Origin of the sequence: Ramlibacter monticola (assembly GCF_016722785.1) — a bacterium.
Taxonomy (GTDB): Bacteria; Pseudomonadota; Gammaproteobacteria; order Burkholderiales; family Burkholderiaceae_C; genus Ramlibacter; species Ramlibacter monticola.
In genome coordinates, this window is sequence record NZ_JAEQNE010000003.1 from 395,195 (window position 1) to 416,624 (window position 21,430).

17 protein-coding genes are annotated in these 21,430 nt (G+C 69.8%); 6 read left to right on the top strand and 11 right to left on the bottom strand.

Annotated features, from left to right (window positions below; translation table 11 throughout):
• Positions 1-7: 7 nt before the first annotated feature.
• Positions 8-1,384 (bottom strand): tetratricopeptide repeat protein, encoded by a 1,377-nt coding sequence (locus JJ685_RS15370; protein ID WP_201675140.1) that lies wholly within the window; start codon positions 1,382-1,384, stop codon positions 8-10.
• A 355-nt stretch (positions 1,385-1,739) separates the two neighbouring features.
• Here JJ685_RS15370 and JJ685_RS15375 point away from each other — a divergent pair, with 355 nt between their 5' ends.
• The gene (locus JJ685_RS15375; protein WP_201675141.1) at positions 1,740-2,357 is read left to right on the top strand and encodes a hypothetical protein; all 618 of its coding nucleotides are present in this window, start codon (positions 1,740-1,742) and stop codon (positions 2,355-2,357) included.
• 1 nt (position 2,358) lies between these two features.
• A complete protein-coding gene (locus tag JJ685_RS15380; RefSeq protein WP_201675142.1) occupies positions 2,359-2,871 on the top strand; it encodes a hypothetical protein in 513 nt (170 codons plus the stop codon).
• A gap of 5 nt (positions 2,872-2,876) precedes the next feature.
• Here the strand turns inward: JJ685_RS15380 and JJ685_RS15385 are convergent, their stop codons facing one another.
• From JJ685_RS15385 to JJ685_RS15405, 5 genes are all read right to left on the bottom strand, one after another.
• Entirely contained in the window at positions 2,877-3,614 is a 738-nt protein-coding gene (locus JJ685_RS15385; RefSeq protein WP_201675143.1) for a response regulator, read from the bottom strand.
• Between the two features lie 68 nt (positions 3,615-3,682).
• Entirely contained in the window at positions 3,683-7,006 is a 3,324-nt protein-coding gene (locus JJ685_RS15390) for a PAS domain-containing hybrid sensor histidine kinase/response regulator (protein ID WP_201675144.1), read from the bottom strand.
• A gap of 128 nt (positions 7,007-7,134) precedes the next feature.
• Positions 7,135-7,521: a hypothetical protein gene (locus JJ685_RS15395; protein WP_201675145.1), complete on the bottom strand. Its 387-nt coding sequence runs from the start codon at positions 7,519-7,521 to the stop codon at positions 7,135-7,137.
• Between the two features lie 284 nt (positions 7,522-7,805).
• A complete protein-coding gene (locus tag JJ685_RS15400; RefSeq protein ID WP_201675146.1) occupies positions 7,806-9,116 on the bottom strand; it encodes a ferritin-like domain-containing protein in 1,311 nt (436 codons plus the stop codon).
• 410 nt (positions 9,117-9,526) lie between these two features.
• On the bottom strand, positions 9,527-10,360 hold the full coding sequence (locus JJ685_RS15405) for an isocitrate lyase/PEP mutase family protein (RefSeq protein WP_201675147.1): 834 nt from the start codon (positions 10,358-10,360) through the stop codon (positions 9,527-9,529).
• Positions 10,361-10,507: 147 nt separating this feature from the next.
• Between JJ685_RS15405 and JJ685_RS15410 the strand changes: the two genes are divergently transcribed.
• The 3 genes from JJ685_RS15410 (at position 10,508) to JJ685_RS15420 (ending at position 16,004) form a co-directional block, all read left to right on the top strand.
• Positions 10,508-11,488, top strand: coding sequence for an alpha/beta fold hydrolase (locus JJ685_RS15410; RefSeq protein WP_201675148.1), 981 nt, complete (start codon positions 10,508-10,510; stop codon positions 11,486-11,488).
• On the top strand, positions 11,449-12,984 hold the full coding sequence (locus JJ685_RS15415; protein WP_201675149.1) for a flavin-containing monooxygenase: 1,536 nt from the start codon (positions 11,449-11,451) through the stop codon (positions 12,982-12,984). Before JJ685_RS15410 ends, JJ685_RS15415 begins: the two co-directional genes overlap by 40 nt.
• A gap of 395 nt (positions 12,985-13,379) precedes the next feature.
• Positions 13,380-16,004, top strand: coding sequence for an Ig-like domain-containing protein (locus tag JJ685_RS15420; protein WP_201675150.1), 2,625 nt, complete (start codon positions 13,380-13,382; stop codon positions 16,002-16,004).
• 148 nt (positions 16,005-16,152) lie between these two features.
• On the opposite strand, the gene JJ685_RS15425 is transcribed toward JJ685_RS15420, so the two are convergent.
• Positions 16,153-16,548, bottom strand: a complete 396-nt coding sequence (locus JJ685_RS15425) for a hypothetical protein (RefSeq protein WP_236599014.1) — start codon at positions 16,546-16,548, stop codon at positions 16,153-16,155.
• 164 nt (positions 16,549-16,712) lie between these two features.
• Between JJ685_RS15425 and msrB the strand changes: the two genes are divergently transcribed.
• Positions 16,713-17,186, top strand: coding sequence for a peptide-methionine (R)-S-oxide reductase MsrB (msrB, locus tag JJ685_RS15430; protein ID WP_201675151.1), 474 nt, complete (start codon positions 16,713-16,715; stop codon positions 17,184-17,186).
• A gap of 82 nt (positions 17,187-17,268) precedes the next feature.
• Here the strand turns inward: msrB and JJ685_RS15435 are convergent, their stop codons facing one another.
• The 4 genes from JJ685_RS15435 to JJ685_RS15450 all read right to left on the bottom strand — a co-directional run bounded on the left by JJ685_RS15435 (position 17,269) and on the right by JJ685_RS15450 (position 21,407).
• The gene (locus JJ685_RS15435; RefSeq protein ID WP_201675152.1) at positions 17,269-17,766 is read right to left on the bottom strand and encodes a flavodoxin family protein; all 498 of its coding nucleotides are present in this window, start codon (positions 17,764-17,766) and stop codon (positions 17,269-17,271) included.
• A gap of 19 nt (positions 17,767-17,785) precedes the next feature.
• Entirely contained in the window at positions 17,786-18,385 is a 600-nt protein-coding gene (locus tag JJ685_RS15440) for a hypothetical protein (protein ID WP_201675153.1), read from the bottom strand.
• A 125-nt stretch (positions 18,386-18,510) separates the two neighbouring features.
• Positions 18,511-19,941: an FAD-binding oxidoreductase gene (locus tag JJ685_RS15445; protein ID WP_201675154.1), complete on the bottom strand. Its 1,431-nt coding sequence runs from the start codon at positions 19,939-19,941 to the stop codon at positions 18,511-18,513.
• The gene (locus JJ685_RS15450) at positions 19,938-21,407 is read right to left on the bottom strand and encodes an amidase (protein ID WP_201675155.1); all 1,470 of its coding nucleotides are present in this window, start codon (positions 21,405-21,407) and stop codon (positions 19,938-19,940) included. The genes JJ685_RS15445 and JJ685_RS15450 overlap by 4 nt, the downstream gene beginning before the upstream one ends.
• Positions 21,408-21,430: the final 23 nt, after the last annotated feature.

Below are 21,430 nucleotides of genomic sequence, written 5' to 3' on the forward strand. Positions count from 1 at the left end.
CGGCGGCCTACACCCCCGCGCCGCGCCCCTGCCAGAACGCCGTCAAAGGCGTGTGCTGCTTGGCCGCGTGGCGCTCCGCGAGGATGTGCGCGGCAAGCGCTCGCTGGCCGGCGCGCACGGCGGCATCCATCAGCGTCAGCGTCAGGATGTCGCGTTGCGCGTGGCTGCCTCCGAAGCCGTGGGCGCGGTCGCGGATGCGCAGCAGGCCTTCGGTCGCCTCGGACCACCGGCCGCGGCTGTAGTCCCTGAACGCGCGCGCGAGCGGCAGTCCGATCTCGCGCGTCATCCGTTCATTGGTGCTGCCGCCCGAAGACGCATCCGCCATCGCCTCGAGCAGGGCATCCGCCGCCATGGCTGCGTCGCCGTCCGGTGCGGCGCCGATGCAGGCGACCAGGGCGTGCAGGTCGTTGAAGGCGTAGAAGCCCGCTTCCGGCGCCTCGGTGGCCCAGGTCCGGCGCAGCGCGGCGAAGCGGGATGCCACGTCCACGCCCAGCAGCTTCAGGCGCCAGAGGGCGGCGGTGCGGTCCACCCGCTGCAGCGCCAGCTCGGAGACGTCGGCCAGGTGGGCGTCGTAGATGGCGAGCGCTTGCCGGGTGTCCATCTCCTCCATGCGGAACAGCGCCGCGTGGAACCAGTTGTGGAACGCGAAGCCGTTGTCGACGGACCAGTCCTGCAGCCGGTCGTCCAGCCAGGCGGCGCCTGCCCGGTGCCGGCCCTGCATCTCGAAGACATGCGTGACCGCGTGGATCGCCCAGGGATCGCGCGGGTTCATGGCGACCGCCGCCCGGCCCGTGTCCTCCGCTTCGGCGTAGTGGCCGGATTCCTCCAGGCCGAATGCGGCCATGCCCAGCACGTAGCCGTAGAAGGGCAGGTCCGGGCTCCATCGGGGCAGCACACGTTGGGGCCGGCGCTTCAGGTTCAGCGCGTCGCCGCGGTAGAAGTCGAAGAGATGCGCGAACAGCAGGGCGGCGATGTCGCGGGGCCACTGCACGAGGATGGCTTCCCAGAGCTGGCATGCGCGGTCCCAATCGCCATCCGCCGCGGCCTGGGCGGCGGCCCTGTGCGCGCTCTCGCGTTCATGCGGCACGGCCCCGGGTCGCGCCGCCGTGGCCAGCAGCTCGCGGGCCATCCGGGTGCTTCCGTACTCCCCGCCGGTCATCAGCAGCCCCGCCTTCAGGACGTGCACGTGCGCCCATCCCGGGTCGGCCTCCGCCGCGCGATCCAGCGCGGCGAGCGGGTCGCCGAAGTACGACAGCATGCTTTCCAGCGCCTGTTCCATGTGCGCGATCGCCTCGGGCGAGGCGGTGCTCACCGGACGTCCGCGCGGGTCCTCGCGCGTGGTGCCGGCGGCGGAACTGATGTCATCCCGAATGAAGTAACCCATGGTTTCCTCTGTGCTCTTGCGGTTGGCTGGGGGGCGGCCATGCGCCGCCCGTCGTCGATGCGGCCGATCCACGCCGCAGGAGGCAATGTGGGCGCGGGCTGCAATTGCGCCATGTCGACGCGGCCTCGCTGTGTATCGCTCGTGTAGCGCGGGGCGCGGAACGGGTGCGCCCCCGGCAATGGTTACGCGCGTAGCGACTCGGTACGCGGCTTGCGGCTCCTTACCGGTGCGCCGGCGACGCGAACCGTGTCCTACGCGCACTGGCGCCCGGGCCCACAACGCGCGGGTTCAACTCCAGCTAACTTGGTCCGCAGGCGGCCGCGCTGCGCGGCCCTCTTCACAGGAGACAAGGACCATGGACATCACATTGCTGGCGGGCGTTCTGCTGCTCGCGTTGGTGCTCGCCATCGCATGGCTGCTGATCCGCCGCGGCCACAGCCGCCGGCTCGAGCAACGCTTCGGCCCCGAATACCACCGCACCGTGAAGGAGATGGGCAGCCGGGACAAGGCGGAAGCCGAACTCGCGGCGCGGCAGAAGCGCGTCGAGAAACTGCACCTTGCGCCGCTCGCGCCACAGCTGGCGGCGCGCTTCGCCGACGAATGGAGGCTGCTCCAGGCCCGCTTCGTCGACCATCCGCGCGGCGTCCTGATGGAGGCCGACCGGCTCGTCACCGACCTGATGCGGCAGCGCGGCTACCCGATGGCGGACTTCGACACCCGCGCCGCCGACATCTCGGTGGACCACCCGGCCGTCGTGCACCACTACCGCACGGCACGCGACATCGCCCTGCGCGACCAGCGCGGCGAGGCGGACACCGAGGCGCTGCGCCAGGCCGTCGTCCACTACCGTGCGCTCTTCTCCGAACTGCTGGAAGTCGAGGAAGCGCACCCCGCCGAACCGCCGCCCGGACGCGGCGGCCTGCTGCATCGCAAGCCCGCGACCTCGGGCAAGCACACCATGGAGAGCCACTGACATGAGCCGCGAAGACGAACGCCGTTTCAGCACCGCCGATCTCGCCCGTTCCTCCGAGGACGAGCACGCGCAGGACATGGGCGCCGACATGGCTGCCCGCATGCACGACTCCAGGCAGATCGTGGAAGACGAACACATGACCCGTGCGGACTCGGCCATGGACGCGCCCCTGCGCGACTCCAGGCGGAGCATGGACGCCGATTCCATGAGCCGAACGGGCGGAGGCATGGCGAGCGCCGAGCCGCTGGCTGCGCTGTTCCAGGGCCCGATGGCCGACGAATTCCGGCAACGCTGGGACGCGATCCAGATCGGATTCGTGGACGACCCGCGCGCCGCGGTGCGCAACGCCGACGAACTCGTGGCGCAGGTCCTGCGCTCGCTGGCCGGGAGCTTCGCGGACCAGCGCAGCCAGATCGAGGCGGGCCTGGGCGAGGGCGAGCACGCGAACACGGAGAACATGCGCATTGCCCTGCAGCGCTACCGCTCGTTCTTCCAGCGGCTGCTGTCGCTCTAGGCCAGCTAGGCGTCGGGCACGAACATGTACCCGGCGCTGCGCACCGTGCGGATCACGCGCGGCTCGCCGCCGAGCTCGGGCTCCACCTTGCGGCGCAGCCGTCCGATGCGGATGTCGATGGAGCGGTCGAAGGGCTCCCATTCGCGGTTGCGTGTCTTCATCAGCAACTGGTCGCGCGTGAGCACACGGTTCGGGTTGGCGATGAAGGCGGAGAGGAGCTCGAACTCCATGGGGGTGATGGTCACCTCGACGCCGTCCACCTCGAACATGCGGCGCGCATCCAGGTCGATCTCGCAGCGGCCGAAGCGCAGGCGCTTCTGGGGCTTCGACGGCTCGGGCGCCGCGACGGCCACCGGTGCCGGTCCCCTGGCCTGCATCCGGCGCAGAACGCTCTTGATGCGCGCCAGCAGTTCGCGCAGGTCGAAGGGCTTGGCAATGTAGTCGTCGGCGCCCAGTTCGAGGCCGACCACGCGGTCGACCACGTCGCCGGAGGCGGTCACCATGATGACGCCCAGCTCGTAGTTCTCGCGCAGGTAGCGCGCCAGCACGAGGCCGTCCTCACCCGGCAGGCGGACGTCCAGCAGGACGGCGTCCGGCAATTCGCGCCCGATCTGCTCGCGCATCTGCGTGCCGTTGGCGGCCTCGGCGACACCGTAGCCATGGCCTTCCAGGTAGTCGCGCAGCAGCGCGCGGACGGACGAATCGTCATCGACCACCAGCAGTCGGGTGCGTACTTCCTCCATGCGGAAAATTCTGCCGTAGGCCTCTCCATGCTGGCGAGAGGGCGATACCGGCGGTTACGCCGAAGCCCTCATGCCGGGGTCGACGCGCGCGCTGCGACCAGCTCGCACAGCAGCAGCCGCAGGGCCGCGGCATCGATCGGCTTGCGCAGCACGGTGCTCACGCCGCTGTCCGACAGCTCCCGTGCGGGAATTTCGGTGGCATTGCCGGTGTAGAGCAGGACGGGCAGTCCGGGACGCTGCGCGCGCGCGTGCCGGGCCAGCGCCAGCCCGGTCATTCCGGGCATGGTCTGGTCCGTCAGCAGCAGGGCAAAGGACTCGTCGGTCGTGGCAAGGCGGCGCGCCGCCGCCAGCGGATCGCGCTCCAGCACCACCTCCAGGCCCCAGCCGCGCATCAGGTCCTCCATGAAGTCGCTCACGATGGGTTCATCCTCCACCAGCAGCACGCGGCCGCCCAGCGCGGGTGCGGCGCTGCCGCCCGCGGCGGGAGGCGGGCCCTGCGGGGCGCGCACGCCTTCCTCGGCGGCCCCGGGCAGCAGCACCCGGAAGGAAGATCCGCGGCCTGGCGACGTCGTCACCTGCACGTGGCCGCCATGGTCATGCACGATTCCGTGCACCATCGCCAAGCCCATGCCGGTGCCGCGCCCGATCTCCTTCGTGGTGAAGAAGGGCTCGAACATGCGGTCGGCGACCTCCTGCGTCATGCCGCGGCCGTCGTCCGCCACTTCGAACACCACCCAGCGCCCGTGCTCCAGCAGCGCGCCGCACGACGCGCAGCACCCCGCTGAGTGCGCATGGGCGATCCCCAGGCGGATCGTGCCGCTGTCCCCGATGGCATCGCGCGCGTTGATGCACAGGTTCAGCAGCACCTGCTCGAACTGCACCGGATCGGCCAGGACCGGCGAAGCCGCAGACTCCTCCGGCAGCGCGACGTCGGCCTCGACGGTGATGGACGAAGGCAAGTTGGGACGCAGCAGCTTGAGGACCTCGGCCGTCACCTGCGCCGGCTCCAGCAGGCGCCGCTCGCCCCGGCGCGGCCGGGAGAACGCGAGCAGTTGCGCGACGTGGTCGCGCGCGCGCTCGGCGGCCGAGCGGGCCTGGCCGAGCTCCCGGGCGAGCACCGCGTCAGCCTCGGCGGCCGGCCGCTCCTGGGCCATGCCGATGTAGCCGAGCACGCTGGTGAGGATGTTGTTGAAGTCGTGCGCCAGCCCGCCCGTGAGCTGGCCGATCGCCTCCATCTTTTGCGCCTGCCGCAGCTGGCGCTCGAGCTCCGCGCGCCGCTGTTCGGCGCAGACCCGCTCGGTGATGTCGCGCGTGGTGTAGAGAACGTGCGGCTGGCCGCGGTAGCTCATCGAGGTGGCGCGTACCTCGGCAAAGAGCCGGGAGCCGTCCTTGCGGGTCACGGTGACTTCGAAGCGCAGTTCCTTGCCGGCCAGGGCCAGTGCGTGCTCGCGACGGTGCCGGGCCTGCATGGCGGGATCCGGCTGGGTCAGCACGCCATCGGTGGCCATGACCTCCTCGCGCGTGTAGCCGCTCATGGCGAGGTAGGCGGGATTCACCTCGACGGCACGGAAGTTGGCGTCGCGCAGCACCAGGCTGTCGGCCGAGGCCTGGAACATCGCGCTGTACTGTTCCTCGGCCAGCTTGGCCTGGGTGATGTCGCGACCGATGTACAGGACGTGCGGCCGCCCGCCGTGCAGGATCGGCATGCCGCGCAATTCCAGTTCGCGGCGGTGGCCATCGCGGTGCAGCAGCTGCGTTTCCAGCCGGATCGTCTCGCCGGCCAGCGCCCTTTCGTGCAGGCGCCGGATCGTCACGCCGAGCTCGGACGGATTGGCCACCACCCGGTTCACCCCCAGCACTTCGGCCCGGGTGAAGCCGGTCCAAGCCTCGTAGGTCGCGTTCACGTCGACGATCGTGAAGTCCGCATCGCGCAGCACCAGGGCATCGGCGGACGCGTTGAAGATGGAGCGGTACTGTTCCTCGCTGCGCTGCAGTTGCCGCTCGCGCTGACGCCGCTCGCTGATGTCGCGCACCGCCGCCAGGGCGTGCGGCCGGCCGCGATGCTGGAAAGGCATGATCCGCAGGTCGGCGTCGAAGGTGCTGCCATCCGGGCGCAGCACGGTGGTTTCCACGTGCGTGGTTTCGCCGGCCAGCGCGCCACGCACCATGTCCATGCGCTGGCGCACGTAGCCCTCGGGCATGCTGCGCGGGAAGCTCTTGCCGATGATGTCGGCGCGCGGGTAGCCGTAGACCGTCTCGCCCGCCCGGTTGACGTCCACGACCCGCAGGTTCTCGTCCCACAGGAACAGCCCGTCGAGCGAGCTTTCGAAGATGGCGCGGTATTGCGCCTCGCGCTGGCGCAGGTCTTCCAGCGCCAGCTTCTGGGCCTCCTCGGCGCGCAGCCGCTCGACTTCCGCCGCCGCGCGGACGGCGAAGATCTTGAGCGTGGACTTCACCCGGTCCAGATGGGTGAGAGGCCGCCGCGAGGCGACCGAGACAACGCCCAGCGGCGTGCCGTCCAGCGCGGTGAGCGGGTGGCCCGCATAGCCCTGGGTGCCCAGCTCGCGCAACTCGCGGTCTTCCGGGAACAGGGCCGGCACGCCCGAGGGGTAGGCGCGGAAGCTCTGGCCGAGGACGGTCGCGCAGGGAGTGCCGGGCAAGGGGTAGGGCACATCCTGCGACACCTGGCCGCCGCAGTACAGGGCCAGCATCCGCATGCCGCCCGGCTGCGCGGGCTCGGGCCGGGCGATGAACGCCACGTCGACCTGCAGGATGGTGGCCAGCAGCCGCACCAGCTCGTCGAACACGGAGCCGCTGCGGGAGGCGGAGACGGCCAGGGCCACTGCCCGCAGCGTCTCCCCCGTGCGGGTGCGCTCGACCTCGGCGGCCGCGCGTGCGGCGACGATGCGCAGCATGGACGCGATGAAGGGCGCATCCTGCGCCTGCAGGGGCGTGCGCTGGAGGGCCAGCACGACGCCGATGGGATCGCCGTCGCTGTCGACCAGGGGCAGGGCCGCCAGCGCATCCACCTGTTCCCTGGCGAACATGGAGTTCGGTGGCACGTGGGCCTGCACACCCGAAGGCAGGAAGTGGAAACTGCGCAGGGCCCCGGGCCCCCCCGGAACGCTGCGGGCCGGCAGCAGGAAGCCGGGATGGCTCGCGCCGTCGCGGTGGACCGCGAGCGTCCGCATCGCACCGCGCCCGTCTTCGGGGTGGGCGGCGAGGATCACCAGGGGGAGTTCGAGCGAGACTGCGAGGGCCTGGGCGAGCGCCGCGAACAGGTCGGGTCCGCTGGCCTGGGCCGTCTCGAGGGCGAGCCGCGCCAAGGCGCGGGCTTGCGCGGGTGACAGGTCCTCGGAGGAGAGCGCCGGTGGGGGCGTGTGCCTGCTCATGGCTTCAGTCTAGGACCCGGCGGGCCCGGGCAGGAAACGATTTCCGCTCCGATACGCGGGGGATACATGGCCGTTGCAAACGGCCGCTGAAGAGAGGGCCCGCGCGGCGGCGCGGCCCCTCCCCACGCTCAGTGCTGGCTGGACTCTCCGGCCATGATCACCGGGCGGCGCGCGGGCAGGTGCGCGAACGCGGCGGAACCGCCCTCCGAGTTCATCGCTCGGACCTCCTCCCGGGCGGCGATGTAGTCGGCGCGGACCTGCGCGCGGGTGGTGCCCGAGGCCGGCTGCAGGGTTGCGCCCTGCTGCAGCTTCCACTCGCTCGCGTAGCTGGTGAGTTGCTGGCGCTGGGCCATCAGCTCGGCCTTCGCCTGGTCGCGGCTCAGGGCGCCCGTGGTCGGGCGGAAGTCCTCGATCGGTCCTTCGGCCAGGGCGTTCCCGCTCATGACGGCAGCGGCCAGGGTGGCCGCCGCGACGGTCCCGAGGAAGGCAAGGGTGGAAGTGATGCGCTGGTGCATGGTCCTCTCCGGTGAGCGGGTGGGGTGGTGAGGTGACCTGCGGCTTCCGCTCCTTGCCGCCTGCCCCTGTGGGATGGAGGCAGTGTGGGCGGCGGTGGTAATCGTGCGATGTCGATCGCTGCGTGGCTTTGTATTGGCGTGGTATCGGCGGCGGGTGCGGCCTGCATTCCGTGGGTTCGTCGGCCTCCGTAGGCTGTCGGTTCCATCGAGAGTTCTGGCCACGGTGCGCCCCCCGGCCATGGCGCCGCATGGAGGCGCCGTGGCCGGGCAAGGATCGCGGCCCCTCAGGAGGGACGGCCCGGGGGCCTGGTGTAGGCAGCGCGCTTGTCGTTCAGGGCACTGAGCATCACCTGCCCCAGTCCGACGGGGTAGTCTTCGGGGAGCCGCGCCTTGAGCTTGACCGCCAGCCGGTCGGCCTCGCGAACCATGCACGAAATGAAGTCGATGCGGGCCACGCCGGAAGGACAGGGGCCGTAGCCGGTGACCAGGGGGTCGAAGGGAACTCCGGCGCCGAGCTTGGGCAGGTGCCGCGCGAGGGACAGGAAAGGGCCCAGCATCTGCATCCTGGCGAGCCCGGCGTAGTCCATGGCCTCCTCGCTGTACGAGGCTTCGGCCAGCAGCAGGATCAGCCAGTAGTGGAGGTCTGCAAGCCATGCAAGGCCCAGGGCTTCCGGGTTCCGGATCAGGTTCTGTTCCCCGATGAAAGCCGTCGGATTGACCGGCAAGGGATACGACGGATACGCGGGGTCGTTCCTTGCGCAGATCCAGGCGTCGTCCCGTCCCTTGAAGCCGTCGTGCGTGGCCATGAAGACGCGCCGGAAGAACTGGAAGTGGCCGTCCTCGCCTTCGAGCTTGATCATCTCGAGCTTCCCGATCCATGGCGTGAGCCTGGCCTCCGTTTCGGGCGCGGTGGCGATGTATTCGCGCAGCGTGTGAATGATGGCGTCGTAGAGACTGCCCACGTGATTGGGCCTGGCAGTCGTGCCGAGCGCGCGATCGAGCTTGGCCAGGAACCTGCGGTCGGCCTCGTTCGCGCGCTCGCGATCGAGGCTGCCTGCCGCGGCTTCGCAGTACACATACTTCGCGACGCTTGCTTCGGTGAGCGGTTCGAGGTTGAACTCGAAGGGGTACACCTCCGGCTCGAAAGGGAAGCCCTGGCGCTCCAGGCTCGGAGCGGCGCCAAGCGCGATCAGCAAGCCGTTCACGTCCCGCAGGTGCTGCATTTCCATCGCCGAGACGCCGAGCAGGTCGTTCGAGTTCGGAAGGCCGGAGCCGACGATCCCGGCGTAGTGAGGCTTCACCGAAAACGCTCCGTACAGGTACTGCACCATCAGGGCGTGCTCGATCTCCGTGGCCTGCCGCAGGAGTCGGATCAGCTCGATGTAGGGCTCGGCGAAGTCGCGGACGATGTGCCTGCGGCCTGCGTGCACAGGCACGGAGTTGTACACGTCGCCGGGCTGGTGCGCGCGCGCATCGCGCTGCGCGGCAAAGTACGCCGCGGGGATGGCAACGCCCTGCGCGGCGAGCCTCTGGAGGAACGACCGCCGGGGCGAGAGCGCGTCGTCGTGCTCGAGGGTTCTCACTTGTGCGCGCACGATGCCTCTCCTCGGCCTGCATGGAACCCGGCACAGGCATCAGGGGCCTGCCGCCGCCGACTGATGGCCGCCCCCTCACGGGCTGCCCTCGCTGTTGCCGCCAATCCCTTGAAAGGACGACTGATCCCCTCATGCCTTTTACACATGATCACCTCCGTCGCGAAAATGGTGGAAAGTGTTACGTCAGCGACAAACTTGAGCCGGTGCGCAATAAGTAGCACACGGCGGAAGTTTCATCAAGATGAAAATAGCGTTGACAAAACGTGACACGATCACAGCGCACCGCTGCCTACGACGCCATTGGTGGAAGCTCGCCACTCAAGCGTTAACAACTGCACACGCACGGGGCGAGGAAGCTGCGGCTGTTGATGAGGAAAGGGGACCCGTCGAGCACGCGCAGGTCGGCGAGGTCACGGGCTCCCGCGAAACAGCCCATTCAGTTCGGCGCCGGAGGCGGCATGCGCCAAGGCGTCGAAACGTCCGTCCGATGCGATCTGCTTCGCGGCCGTCATGAAACCCGCCCACGCCGCACGCGCCAGCGCACCGCCGACGCTCACGCGCCGCACGCCCATGGCCTCGATGTCGCGCAGCGTGAACTCCGACGCGGCGCCGACCAGCAGGTTCACCGGCTTCGGGGCGACCGCACGCACCACGGCTTCGATCTGCGCACGGGTACGGATGCCCGGCGCGTACAGGCAGTCGGCGCCTGCTTCCGAGTAGGCCTCCAGGCGGCGGATGGCGTCGTCCAGGTCCGGCCGGCCGACGATGAAGTTTTCGGCGCGCCCCACGAGCAGGGCCTCGCCGCCGGCCTCGTCGATCGCGCGCCGGGCCGCGCGCATGCGCTCGACCGCGGCGGGGATCTCGCGCAGCGGCGCATCCGGATCCCCGGTGGAGTCCTCGATGGACACGCCCGCCACCCCCGTCTCCAGCGCCAGGCGAACGTTGCGGGCGACACCCGCGGCGTCTTCCGCGTGGCCGCCTTCGAAGTCGGCATTCACCGGCAGGCGGGTCGCGACGACCATCTCGCGCAGGTGCGCCAGCACTTCCTGGACGCTCATCTGCCCGTCCGCCTTCGCGTGCCGCCACGCCACGCCGGAGCTGGTGGTGGCAAGGGCCTGGAATCCGAGCTGCTCCAGGTAGCGGGCGCTGCCGGGATCCCAGGGGTTCGGGATCACGAAGCAGCCCGAAACGTGCAACTCGCGGAAGATCCGCCGGCGGGCGGCCACGTCGTGCGACTGGAGCATGCAACCTCCGGCAGGCGCAAGGAAGGGCGGCCATTCTCGACGTCCGCGCATCCCATCCGGGAGAAGGCCCTGGATTGACCATGGCGTCGGTCCGGAAAAGGCGCGAATCGCGGCGCGCCCGGGCGCATTGATGCGAAGTTCGCGTCCATGAAGCTCAAGCTGCGCGTCATCCTGGTGGGCTTGTTGCTCGTCTTGGTGCTCCTGGGAGCCGCGGGCGTCGCCGTGTCCTGGGCGCCCGACGTGCCCGTCGACCAGCTCAAGGCGCGCTGGGCGCCCCCGCCGTCGCGGTTCCTCGAACTCGACGGATTGCAGGTGCACTACCGCGACGAAGGACCTCGCGACGACGCCGAGACCATCGTGCTGCTCCATGGCACGTCGGCCAGCCTGCACACCTGGGAAGGGTGGGCGCGCGAACTGCGCCCGACCCGGCGCGTCGTTCGCTTCGACCTGCCCGGCTTCGCACTCACCGGCCCCAACCGGCAGAACGACTATTCGACAGACGCCTACGTCGCATTCGTGGCCGCGATGCTCGACAAGCTGCAGTTGCGGCGAGTCGTGCTCGCGGGCAATTCACTGGGCGGCCAGATCGCCTGGTCGTTCGCGGGAACCTATCCCGATCGCGTCGCCAGGCTGATCCTGGTCGATGCGAGCGGGTACGCACCCGAATCCCTGAAGCAACCCCCCTCCGTGCCGATCGGGTTCCGCATCGCGAACACACCGGGGCTGCGGTGGCTCATGCAGCGCACCTTGCCGCGCAAGGTGATCGAAAGCAGTGTGCGCAACGTCTACGGCGATCCGGCCAGGGTCACACCCGAACTCGTGGACCTCTATGCCGCGATGACGCTGCGCGAGGGGAACCGCCAGGCCCTGGGACGCCGCTTCGAGCAGGGCTACACGGGCAATGTGGGCCTGCTGGGAAAGATCAAGGCACCGACCCTGATCCTCTGGGGCGGTCGCGATCGCCTGGTGCCGCTGGAGTCCGGCCAGCGGTTCGCACGGGACATCGCGGACGCCAGGCTGGTGGTCCTGGACACGCTGGGGCACGTGCCGCAGGAAGAGGACCCGGCAAGCACCGTGCGGGAGGTCCAATGGTTCTTGTCGAGCCCTGCCCGGGTTTCGCGACCGTGAGCGCGGAGGAGTTCGACATCATCGTCGTCGGCGCCGGGATCTCCGGCATCTGCGCGGCCCACTACCTGCGCGAGCGCTGCGCCGGGCGCAGCTTCGTCATCCTCGAAGGGCGCGACGCCATCGGCGGTACCTGGGACCTGTTCCGCTACCCCGGGGTGCGTTCCGACTCCGACATGTTCACCCTGGGCTTCAGCTTCCGACCCTGGCGCAGCGACCGCAGCATCGCGCCGGGCCCCGCAATCCGCGACTACGTGCGCGAGACCGCCCGCGAAGAAGGCATCGAGCACCGCATCCGCTTCGGCCACCGCGTGACGCAGGCCGCCTGGACCACCGCGGACGCGCGCTGGACCGTCACGGCGCGGACCGCGGACGGCGAGCGGCGCCTGCGCTGCCGCTTTCTCTTCTTCTGCAGCGGCTACTACGACTACGCGCAAGGCCACGAACCGGACTGGCCCGGACGCGCCGGATTCGGCGGCCGCGTCGTCCACCCGCAGCACTGGCCCGAGGACCTCGACTGCACGGGCAAGCGCGTGGTGGTGATCGGCAGCGGCGCCACGGCCGTCACCATCGTGCCGGACATGGCGCGGCGCGCCGCGCGCGTGACCATGCTGCAGCGCTCGCCCAGCTACATCCTGGCCGTGCCGGCCCGTGACGGCATCGGCGCAGCCTTGCAGCGCTGGCTGCCCGCCGGGGTTTCGTATCGCCTGGTGCGCTGGAAGAACATCCTGATCGCGTGGGCGCTGTACCAGGCATCGCGCCGCTGGCCCGAGGGAACGAAGCGGTGGCTGCTGGAACAGGCGCGCAGCCACCTGCCCGGCTTCGCCATCGAGCCGCACCTGGTGCCGCGTTATGCGCCCTGGGACCAGCGCCTGTGCTTCATCCCCGACGCCGACCTGTTCCGAGCCCTGCGCGGAGGACGCGCGTCCATCGCCACCGACGAGATCGAGAGCTTCACGCCCACCGGCCTGCGCCTGCGCTCGGGCGCGGCGCTGGACGCGGACATCGTGGTTGCCGCCACGGGGCTGAAGCTGCAGATGATCGGCGGGGCCCGGCTCACGGTGGACGGCGAGCCGGTGAACCTGGCGCGCCGCGTGACCTACCGCGGCCTGATGTTCAACGGCGTGCCCAACCTGGTCCTGACCATGGGCTACACCAACGCCTCGTGGACCCTGCGGGCCGAACTGGTCGCGCGCCATGCCTGCCGGCTCCTGAACCACATGCGCAGGCGCGGCGTCGACCTGTGCGTGCCGGTGTACGAGGAGCCGGAGCCGGCGACCCGGCTGGCGATCGATCTCACATCGGGCTACGTGCGGCGGGCTGCGGCCGTCCTGCCGCGGCAGGGCGAGCGGGCGCCCTGGCGCCTGGAGCAGAACTACCTGCGCGAGTGGCTGGCATTGCGCTGGTCGCGGTTGGAAGACGGCGCGCTGCGCTTCGCCCGCGCGGGCGAGTGGGCGGCCGTGCCCGGCAACGCGGATCCCGTGCCGTCGGCCGAATAGCCGGCGGGCTTTGCGTGGCGGGAGCCGCGTTTCAGAAGCGTCGGCGAGCCCACCGGGTCGCGTGCGCCGGCCTACCGGCGCGACAGCGGGGCCTATGTCGCCGCGACGTCATTTGCAAGTAAGAAAATGTTTGAAATTCCCCAATTATGTTACCCAGAATTGGGTAAAAGGTACTAACAGCGCCGGCACCAAGGTGCCGTGCCGGAAGCGCCCCAGGCGCCGCTTCCGCGCCTTCGCGGCCCCCGTCCCGGCGCGTCCCCTCCTCTGAAAACCGGCGCTCGCGCGCGCTGCCCCCTCCATGGCACCTTGGTGCCGGCAGCGGAGCCGGCGCAGGCTGGCCTGGCTCATGCGAAGTCCTTTACGCCGGCACGAGACCGGCGTTCAAGGACCGGATCATGAAAGCTCAACGCACCGTCATCGCCACCGCCGCAGCCCTGGTGCTCGCGGCCACCAGCCCCGCCCACGCCGTCCTGGAGCGCATGGGACCGATCGACCACTCTCCCGGCGTGGGCGGCTACCCCGCGTGGTTCCAGGACCGCACGGGCATCGCGCTGGAGTTCTGCGACCTGAAGACCCAGGCCGAACTCGATGGCGGCTGGTGCGTGCTCATCCCGCCGGACGGGCTGTTTCCGGAGACGTTTCCGAACGCCTTCTTCGACGAGCACTTCTACTTCATGGCGGACAACACGCTGAGCGATCCCCCCAACCGCTTCCGCGCCCGGCTCGTGATCGCCTTGGAAGCCGCGTTCGCGAACGGTCCCGCCATCGACGGCGACCAGATGGTCTTCGCCCGCACGCGCCTGTTCATCCCCAGCCTGCCGTTCGACGGCGACTACCGCGTCATCACCCCCTTCGACGACGTGACCTATCACGACCAGAAGGCGGGCGACCGCATCTTCGAGACCCAGGACGTCGGCACCGCGTGCATCGCCACTTTCGAGTGCGCCATGAGCGGCAACCTCGGGCCTTTCCTGCTGCCCTCGGCGGCGGCTGGCGGCGCCGAAGTGCCGCCCATGCCGGACCTGATCGACGCGCCCACCGGCACGGACCCGTTCTTCGATGCCCTGCTCGCCGGCGGCGTCGCGCCCACGGCCAATCCCGGCACGGGCCGCAAGTACCTGGCCGACCCGGCGCGCATCGGCCCGATCACCGGCAGCCAGTTGGGCAACTTCACCGACAGCACCGGCGCCGCGCGCAACCACAACACCTTCCGCATCGAGGTGCGCGCGCCCGCGCCCAACCACGACGGTCCCGTCATCTACACCTCCGACGGCGAGACGAACTTCGCGATCGGCGGCCGCCTCATGACGGGCACGCTGCCCGGCAACCTGAGCGGCATGCGCGCGCTCTACAAGGCCGACGCGACGGGCAACGTCACCGACCTCGACGTGTTCGCCAAGGCCGCGCCCACCCTGCCTTCGCGCCTGCCGACGCAGCCGCAGCAGCCCGCGACGACGCCCGTCCTCAACTTCTACGACCAGGCCTGCGGCGGCGCGCTGGGCGTCGACGCGAACACGGGGCTGCCGGTCGTCAACCTGCCGCCCTACACCGCGCCCGCCGCCACGCCGCACGGGATGGGGCGGACCGGCACCGACTACTGGGGCCAGAGCTCGCCCGGCGGCCTGCCGCCGAGCCACATCTGCATCGAGGACGTGACGGCCCGCAACACCGCCGGCCAGGTGGTCCCCGCCTACTACATGAAATCCGTGAGCGATGACGTCACGGTCACGGCCGCCAACTACGTCGGCCAACAGAACGGCACCCTGACGGTCAACGCGGTCTCGAGCGATCCGACCGCGCTGCTCACTCTGGCCGGCTACGGCCCCTCGGCGCCGGCTACGCCGGGGGTCTCCGCCGGCCAGGGCGCGGGCCTCGGGCTCGAGCTCGCCGGCGGCGTCGGCCAGGTGGTCGGGATCGAAGCGCCCCCGTCCACCGTCCAGATCGTGTCCTCGCGCGGCGGCGGCGCGATCCAGAAGGTCGTCACCGCGCACGGCAAGGCCGTGATGGTGGGCATCCCCGCCGCCGTCAACGACAGCGCCACGATCTTCGAGGACTGCTCGCCGGCGGCCGCCACCGCCTGCGCCCCGGGCCAGGGCGTGACGGTGGACCTGCTGGCCAACGACACCGTGCTGCTGAACGGCCAGCTCGTCAACCTGCGCGCCTTCGTGGCCGGCAACATGGGCACCGTGCAGGTGACCGCGCAAGCCCCCCGCCTGGGCAACATCCTGGTATCGCCGGACGGCTTCGTGACCTACCTGCCGGGCGCGAACGCCAACGGCACCGACAACATCGCCTACACCGTCAGCGTCGACGGCCAGGTGTCCAACCAGGCGGTGGTGGCGATCAACATCACGCCGGTGAACGACGTGCCGGTGGCCGGAAATGCCAGCGTGGTCGGCGTGGTCGCGCGCGAGAACGTGATGAACCTGATCGCCTCCGCCACCGACCCGGACGGCAACGCGGACGTGAAGAACGCGGTGATCACGAGCTGGCCCGCGCAGCTCGGCGCGCAGCCCACGCCTGTCGGCGGCGCGATCAGCTTCACGCCCAGCGCCACCGGCAACTTCACCTTTGGCTACCAGGTGCGCGATGCGGCGGGGCTCGTCTCCGCCAACACCGGGACCGGCACGGTGACCGTGATCGGCTCCGAGACCATCGCGTACACGAAGCAGATCTTCAAGGCCGCGGGCAACATCGGCGGCGCCACCAGCACCCGCTGGACGGTGACGGGGACGGACACGGTGCGCGGCAACCAGATCCTGACCATCGCCTACGCCGACGGCCAGCTCAAGGCCACGGGCCAGAGCTGCAACGGGTCGGCCGCGGTGGCGGCCTGCGTGGTGGGCACGGCGCAGGTCGACGCGGCGGGCAACTGGTCCTTCGACCAGGTCGGCTCGCCCGGCGGCCCGAAGGACCCGACCGACAAGAACACCTGGTCCGTCCTGCCGAAGAACATCCGCACCTTCTCCAGCAGCCCCGTGCTGGGCGGAGGCCAGAACACGGGCATCTCGTTCAAGTAGGAAGGAGGAGAACGGGGATCGAGCCCCGCAGGAAGCGCCGCATCCTGCATGCCCCAGCGGCATGGCGCTTCCGGCGGGGCACTTTCGCGCTCGGGTCGCCGTCCCTCGTGCGCAATGGGAAAGGGCTGCATGGCCGCAATGGCGTGCGTCAGCGCACCCTGTAGCAGACCCGTGGCGCAATGAGGATGACGACGAGGACGACCGGCCAGATGTTTCCGTCGCGGAACAGGTACGGTTGCAGCATCTCGCTCCCGGTCTTGTGCTGCACGAGAGAGCCGAAGCCGAATTCGAAGACGAGGGTCAGCCCTGCCCAGAGTGCGCCCACCCGCCAGGAGGTGTTCGCCGAATCGGCTTTCAACCAGCCGACCGAGATTCGCGCGACGAGCAGCACCAGGGCGGAAAGAAGGATTCCGCTGAGCAAGAGGCTCGTGTTCCGTCCCAGCCGTGGAGTGAGCAGCGCTTCCCGCAGCGCCCCGTTTGCCACGGCAAGCACCAGGATGGTGAGCCACACCAACAGCGCCCTGACAGCCATCGCGCGGGACATCGTGCCGTCGCCTCCTTGCACGCACGCTTCAACATCGGCGTCGCCATCGCAGCGTAGGAGCAGCGCCGGGGCGCGTGGCTGACGCGCGTCAATGATCGCGCGCCTGCAATTTCATCGGACCAGGCGTAAGGTGGCAGCGTTGCGAGTGAAGGAGCACGGACGCCATGACGCGACGCCAACTCATGCAGATCCTTGCTGCGGCTGGCCTGGATGGCCTTGCGGTCGCCGCATCGGCTGCCCGGCCCGAGCCGCTGGCCCTGAGCGAGGCCGAGTGGAAGCAGCGCCTCACCGGGGAGCAGTACGACGTCCTGCGCCGGGCCGGCACGGAGCGGGCCCGAAGCAGCCCGCTGAATGCCGAGAAGCGGGCCGGCACCTATCGTTGCGCCGGCTGCGATCTCGCGCTGTTCTCGTCTGCCACCAAGTTCGAAAGCGGCACCGGCTGGCCCAGCTTTTTCGCCCCCTTGCGGGACGCCGTGGACACCCGACTCGATTTCCTGCTGATCATCCCTCGTACCGAGTACCACTGCGCGCGCTGCGGCGGCCATCAGGGCCATGTGTTCGGGGATGGCCCGCCGCCCACAGGGAAACGCTACTGCAACAACGGCGTGGCGTTGCGCTTCGTGCCGGAGGCCGCATGAATTCGGGATCTGCAGATGGAGCATGGAGGCCGGTCGTCCCCCGCAGCCGATTCGGCGCGCTTCAGCGCCCGCGAGGGATCCCTCAGTACACCCCCAGCGCCAGCCCTGCAGCGAGCGCGGCGCCCAACTCGCGGCATTGCGCAAGGTCCGCGCTGCCGATCTGCTTCTGCCGCGCGATGTCCTCGGGGGTCTGTGCATGGGTGCAGACGATCAATGCCGGAGCCACGCCGCGCAGCCTCCAGCCAGTAGCGATGCGTTCGACTTGCCGGGCGGCGTTCTGGCCATCGCTGCCAGCGCAGACCAGCAAGGCGTAGGGCCGGCCGTTGACGCGATCCAGCGCGGCGTAGTAGCACCGGTCGAAGAAGTCCTTCATCATCCCGGCCATCGCAGCCAGGTTCTCGGGCGTGGCGAACACGTAGCCGTCGGCACCCAGCACGTCCTCGGGTTGCGCCTGCGGCGCGCGCAGCAGACGCACGACCACGCCGGATTCGCCGCGTGCGCCCTCGGCGGCCGCATGCGCCATCTGCTCGGTGCCCCCCGTCATCGTGTGGTAGACGACGAGAAGTGTCTTGGGAGTCATGTCGCTCCTTCCATCCCCTTCACCCTCCCACGAGAGCAAGGTACTCCGAGCGGGTCTGCGGCAGCACTGCGGAGACCAGCTGATCGTACGAGGTTCGGTGGCGCGAGAGCATGCGTGCGGAAGCGACCAGCTTCGATCTGCAGAACCAGTGGCACGTGTGCTGCATCAGGAGGAGTTCGGCAGAGATGGCATAGGCGCGATCGCGCGCCGAGGCGGCAGCGGTCGACTCGATGGCGCAACGGACGCCGCGCGCATGGACCGCCAGTGCTTCACGCATGTCGAACCCCGGGAACAAGGCGAGCGAGAAGGGCACCCAGACCGGCAGCCGGCTGACTCGCGCAATCGAGGGCGCGACGGACGAAAAGTCGGAGGCCAGGCGGGTGATCTGGGCGCACAGTTCCTGTTCTGGGGCGCGCAGCACGCCCCAGACCTGCTCCTGGCGGGCAGGGTCGGTTTCGCCGAGGGCGCGAAGGTAGCCTTGCGTCACCGCCTCCATGTTCTTTTCGATGGAATGGCGCGACAGGAAACGCGCGAGCAGCGCGATTCGCTGGCGTTGCATCCTGGACTTGAGAATCCAGGCGGCAGCCACCAGCGGGGCAATGAGCAGATAGAGGTCCATGGGAGCGGGCGCGGACTTTCGCGCGAGGGCTGTGCCGACTGAGGTACGGCCGGCAGGATAGCGCAGTCACTACCAAGCCGCGCGTGCAGAAGGAAGAACGCCCGGGGCCAGCGTTCGAGCCCTCCCTAACCCAATGGAAGCACGCGGCCCGGATTCAGGACATTCCCGGGATCGAGCACGTCCTTCAGTTTCCTCATCAGGCGCACGGCGGCGGCGGGCTTGTAGTCCTGCAGTTCGCCAAGCTTGAGGCTGCCGATGCCGTGCTCGGCCGAGAACGTGCCGCCGAAGCTGGCTACGGAGTCGTACACGGTCCTGGTGATCCTCGCCTGCACCCTGGAGAGCTCGCCACCGTCCTTGTCGGTGACACCCGCCTGGATGTTGTAGTGCAGGTTGCCGTCTCCCAGGTGGCCGAAGTTGACGATGCGGATGCCTGCGAATTGCTGCTGCAGCACGCGATCGATCTCGTCGACGAAGAGAGGGATGGCGGAGATGGGCAGTGAGATGTCGTGCTTCAGGTGCGCGCCTTCCTCGGCCTGCGCCAGGGTGATGGATTCACGGACGTGCCACAACGCGCGGGACTGGGCGAGGCTCTCCGCGATCACCGCGTCGGTCACGAGTTCCCGCTCGAAGGCGGTCTCCATCAACTGTTCGAGCAGCGCGCGGCCGTGCGCCTCCGATTCGTGGTCCGACGCTTCCAGGAGCACGCAGTAGGGCGAGACTTCATGGAACGGCACGCGCTGCTGCGGGTAGCGCGCGGCCACCAGTGCGAGCGCCTGCTGGTTCATCAGCTCGAAGCCGGTGAGGGCAGGCCCCAGGCGCGCAGCCGCCAGCTTCAGGAGGTCGACTGCGGCGTGGACCGACGGCGCCGCCACGAAGCTCGTGAGGGTGGCGACCGGGAGGGGAAAGATCTTCAGCGTCGCCGCGGTGATGACGCCCAGGGTGCCCTCCGAGCCGATGAACAGGTTGCGCAGGTCGTAGCCGGTGTTGTCCTTGCGCAGCCCAGAGAGATCGGTCCAGACCCCTCCGTCCGCGGTGACGACTTCCAGGCCCAGGCACAGGTCCCGGGCATTGCCGAAGCGGATCACCTGCGTGCCGCCCGCGTTCGTCCCCAGGTTGCCGCCGATCGTGCAACTGCCCTCGGCGCCCAGGCTGAGGGGAAACAGGAAGCCCTCCCTTTCGCACGCCTCCTGGACTGCCTGCAGCACGCAGCCGGCCTCCACCGTGATGGTGGCGTTGGCGGCATCGAAGCGCCGGACCTTGTTCATGCCCCGCAGGCTGAGCACCACCTGCCGGCCGCTCGCGTCCGGCGTGGACCCGACGACCAGCCCAGTGTTGCCGCCCTGCGGAACGAGCGAAATGCCGTGTGCGCCGCAGGCCTTCACCACGTCGGCGACCTGCTGCGTCGAAGCGGGCCGCACCACCGCCAGCGCGCGCCCCTGCGCCAGTCCGCGCCAGTCGTTCTCCCAGGCGCCCAGGTCGCTGCCGGGATCCTCGTGGGTCAGGACATTGGCGACGCCCACGATGGAGCGCAGCACCGAAAGAAATACCTCGTTCATTTCGCGGTCCGCTCGGTGCCGGAGCGCAGCGGCGGCGCCCGGAAGGCGTACCACTCGTGCTCCAGCCATTCGGCGAAGCGCAGCGCGAGCGGGTCGGCGAAAGCCGGTGCGATCAGCTGGGCCCCGAAGGGCAGGCCCTGCGCGTCCTGGCCCAGCGGCACGGCCGTCGCGGGCAAGCCGACCACGCCCGGGTAGCCGGCCCAGAACATGGAATCCGTGCCTTCCTGCGCCGTGCCGTTGACGTCCACCAGGCGTTCCCAGCGCTGCCCCGTCTGGTTGTGTGCGAAGGCGGTGGTGGTGGCCACGGGGCAGATCAGCAGGTCGAAGTCCTGGAAGAATCGCGCCCATTGCGCCTTCAGTTGCGAGCGGCGCTGGTCGAAGCCGACCCAGTCGCGGTGCGTCAGCGTGGTACCCCGGTAATGGCAGGCGCGGTAGCTCACATCGTCCGGCTGCAACTGCGCGGCTGCCTGGCACGCGGCGTCGTAGGCGGTGGCGTCCAGGAAGGCGCCGGTGGCTGCGCGCACCAGGTGCAGGTAGACGATGCGGGCTTCGGCACTGTCGACGGGCCTGCGGTCAATGTCCACCCGCTGGACGCGTTTGCGCAGGAACTCTGCCAACTCGTGCAGGCGGTGCACGATCGTGTTGTCCACGCGGGCATGCGAGTCGTCCGTCAGCACCGCGATGCGCAGTTGGTCGATGGGCCGCCCCGGGTCGCACCATTGCCCGGGCTGCCAGCCGTGCGGGCCGAATCGGCGCGGCGGACTGGCGAGGACGTCCATGGCCAGGCGCAGGTCGCGGGCGCTGCACGCCATCGGCCCCGCCACGCCGATGTCCACGCTGTCGGGACAGGCGAGGCCGGGGAGCTGGTGCCCGCCCATGGGCACCACGCCCCACGTCGGCTTGTGGCCGAAGATGCCGCAGTAGTGTGCGGGGTTGCGGATCGAGGCGCCGATGTCGCTGCCGAGCTCCAGCGAAGTGAAGCCCGCGGCCAGGGCCGCGGCAGCCCCGCCCGACGAGCCACCGGGCACGCGCGTCGTGTCCCAGGGATTGCTGGTGGTGCCGTAGACCGGGTTGAAGGTCTGCCAGTCCGCCAGGGCGACGGGCACGTTGGTCTTCCCGTACACGATGGCGCCGGCATCGACCAGGCGCTGCACCGCCTCTGCATTTCGCTGCGCGACGTTGTCCTTGAATTGCGGGTAGCCCCAGGTGGTGGGAAGACCGGCGACGTCGAAGGATTCCTTGACGGTCATGGGCAGCCCGTGCAGCGGACCCCAGCTCTCGCCGCGCCGGCGAGCCGCGTCGGCTTCGGCAGCGCGACGCCGCGCACGTTCGTCATCCAGGACGGCGATCGCATTGATGGCGCCATCGTGGGCGGCGACGCGATCGAGCTGCTCCTGCAGCAACTCGCTGCTGGAGGCTGCGCCCTGCGAGAGCAGGCGCAGGGCTTCATGGGCGAAAGGCGTCATGGACTTCCCACCGCAAGTGGCCG

Coding starts and splice junctions, on each gene's coding strand:
- JJ685_RS15440 (WP_201675153.1), bottom strand. CDS start 18,385: ATGGACCTCTATCTGCTCATTGCCCCGCTGGTGGCTGCCGCCTGGATT.
- JJ685_RS15380 (WP_201675142.1), top strand. CDS start 2,359: ATGAGCCGCGAAGACGAACGCCGTTTCAGCACCGCCGATCTCGCCCGT.
- JJ685_RS15450 (WP_201675155.1), bottom strand. CDS start 21,407: ATGACGCCTTTCGCCCATGAAGCCCTGCGCCTGCTCTCGCAGGGCGCA.
- JJ685_RS15395 (WP_201675145.1), bottom strand. CDS start 7,521: ATGCACCAGCGCATCACTTCCACCCTTGCCTTCCTCGGGACCGTCGCG.
- JJ685_RS15390 (WP_201675144.1), bottom strand. CDS start 7,006: ATGAGCAGGCACACGCCCCCACCGGCGCTCTCCTCCGAGGACCTGTCA.
- JJ685_RS15420 (WP_201675150.1), top strand. CDS start 13,380: ATGAAAGCTCAACGCACCGTCATCGCCACCGCCGCAGCCCTGGTGCTC.
- JJ685_RS15405 (WP_201675147.1), bottom strand. CDS start 10,360: ATGCTCCAGTCGCACGACGTGGCCGCCCGCCGGCGGATCTTCCGCGAG.
- JJ685_RS15375 (WP_201675141.1), top strand. CDS start 1,740: ATGGACATCACATTGCTGGCGGGCGTTCTGCTGCTCGCGTTGGTGCTC.
- JJ685_RS15435 (WP_201675152.1), bottom strand. CDS start 17,766: ATGACTCCCAAGACACTTCTCGTCGTCTACCACACGATGACGGGGGGC.
- JJ685_RS15415 (WP_201675149.1), top strand. CDS start 11,449: ATGGTTCTTGTCGAGCCCTGCCCGGGTTTCGCGACCGTGAGCGCGGAG.
- JJ685_RS15410 (WP_201675148.1), top strand. CDS start 10,508: ATGAAGCTCAAGCTGCGCGTCATCCTGGTGGGCTTGTTGCTCGTCTTG.
- msrB (WP_201675151.1), top strand. CDS start 16,713: ATGACGCGACGCCAACTCATGCAGATCCTTGCTGCGGCTGGCCTGGAT.
- JJ685_RS15385 (WP_201675143.1), bottom strand. CDS start 3,614: ATGGAGGAAGTACGCACCCGACTGCTGGTGGTCGATGACGATTCGTCC.
- JJ685_RS15445 (WP_201675154.1), bottom strand. CDS start 19,941: ATGAACGAGGTATTTCTTTCGGTGCTGCGCTCCATCGTGGGCGTCGCC.
- JJ685_RS15370 (WP_201675140.1), bottom strand. CDS start 1,384: ATGGGTTACTTCATTCGGGATGACATCAGTTCCGCCGCCGGCACCACG.
- JJ685_RS15425 (WP_236599014.1), bottom strand. CDS start 16,548: ATGTCCCGCGCGATGGCTGTCAGGGCGCTGTTGGTGTGGCTCACCATC.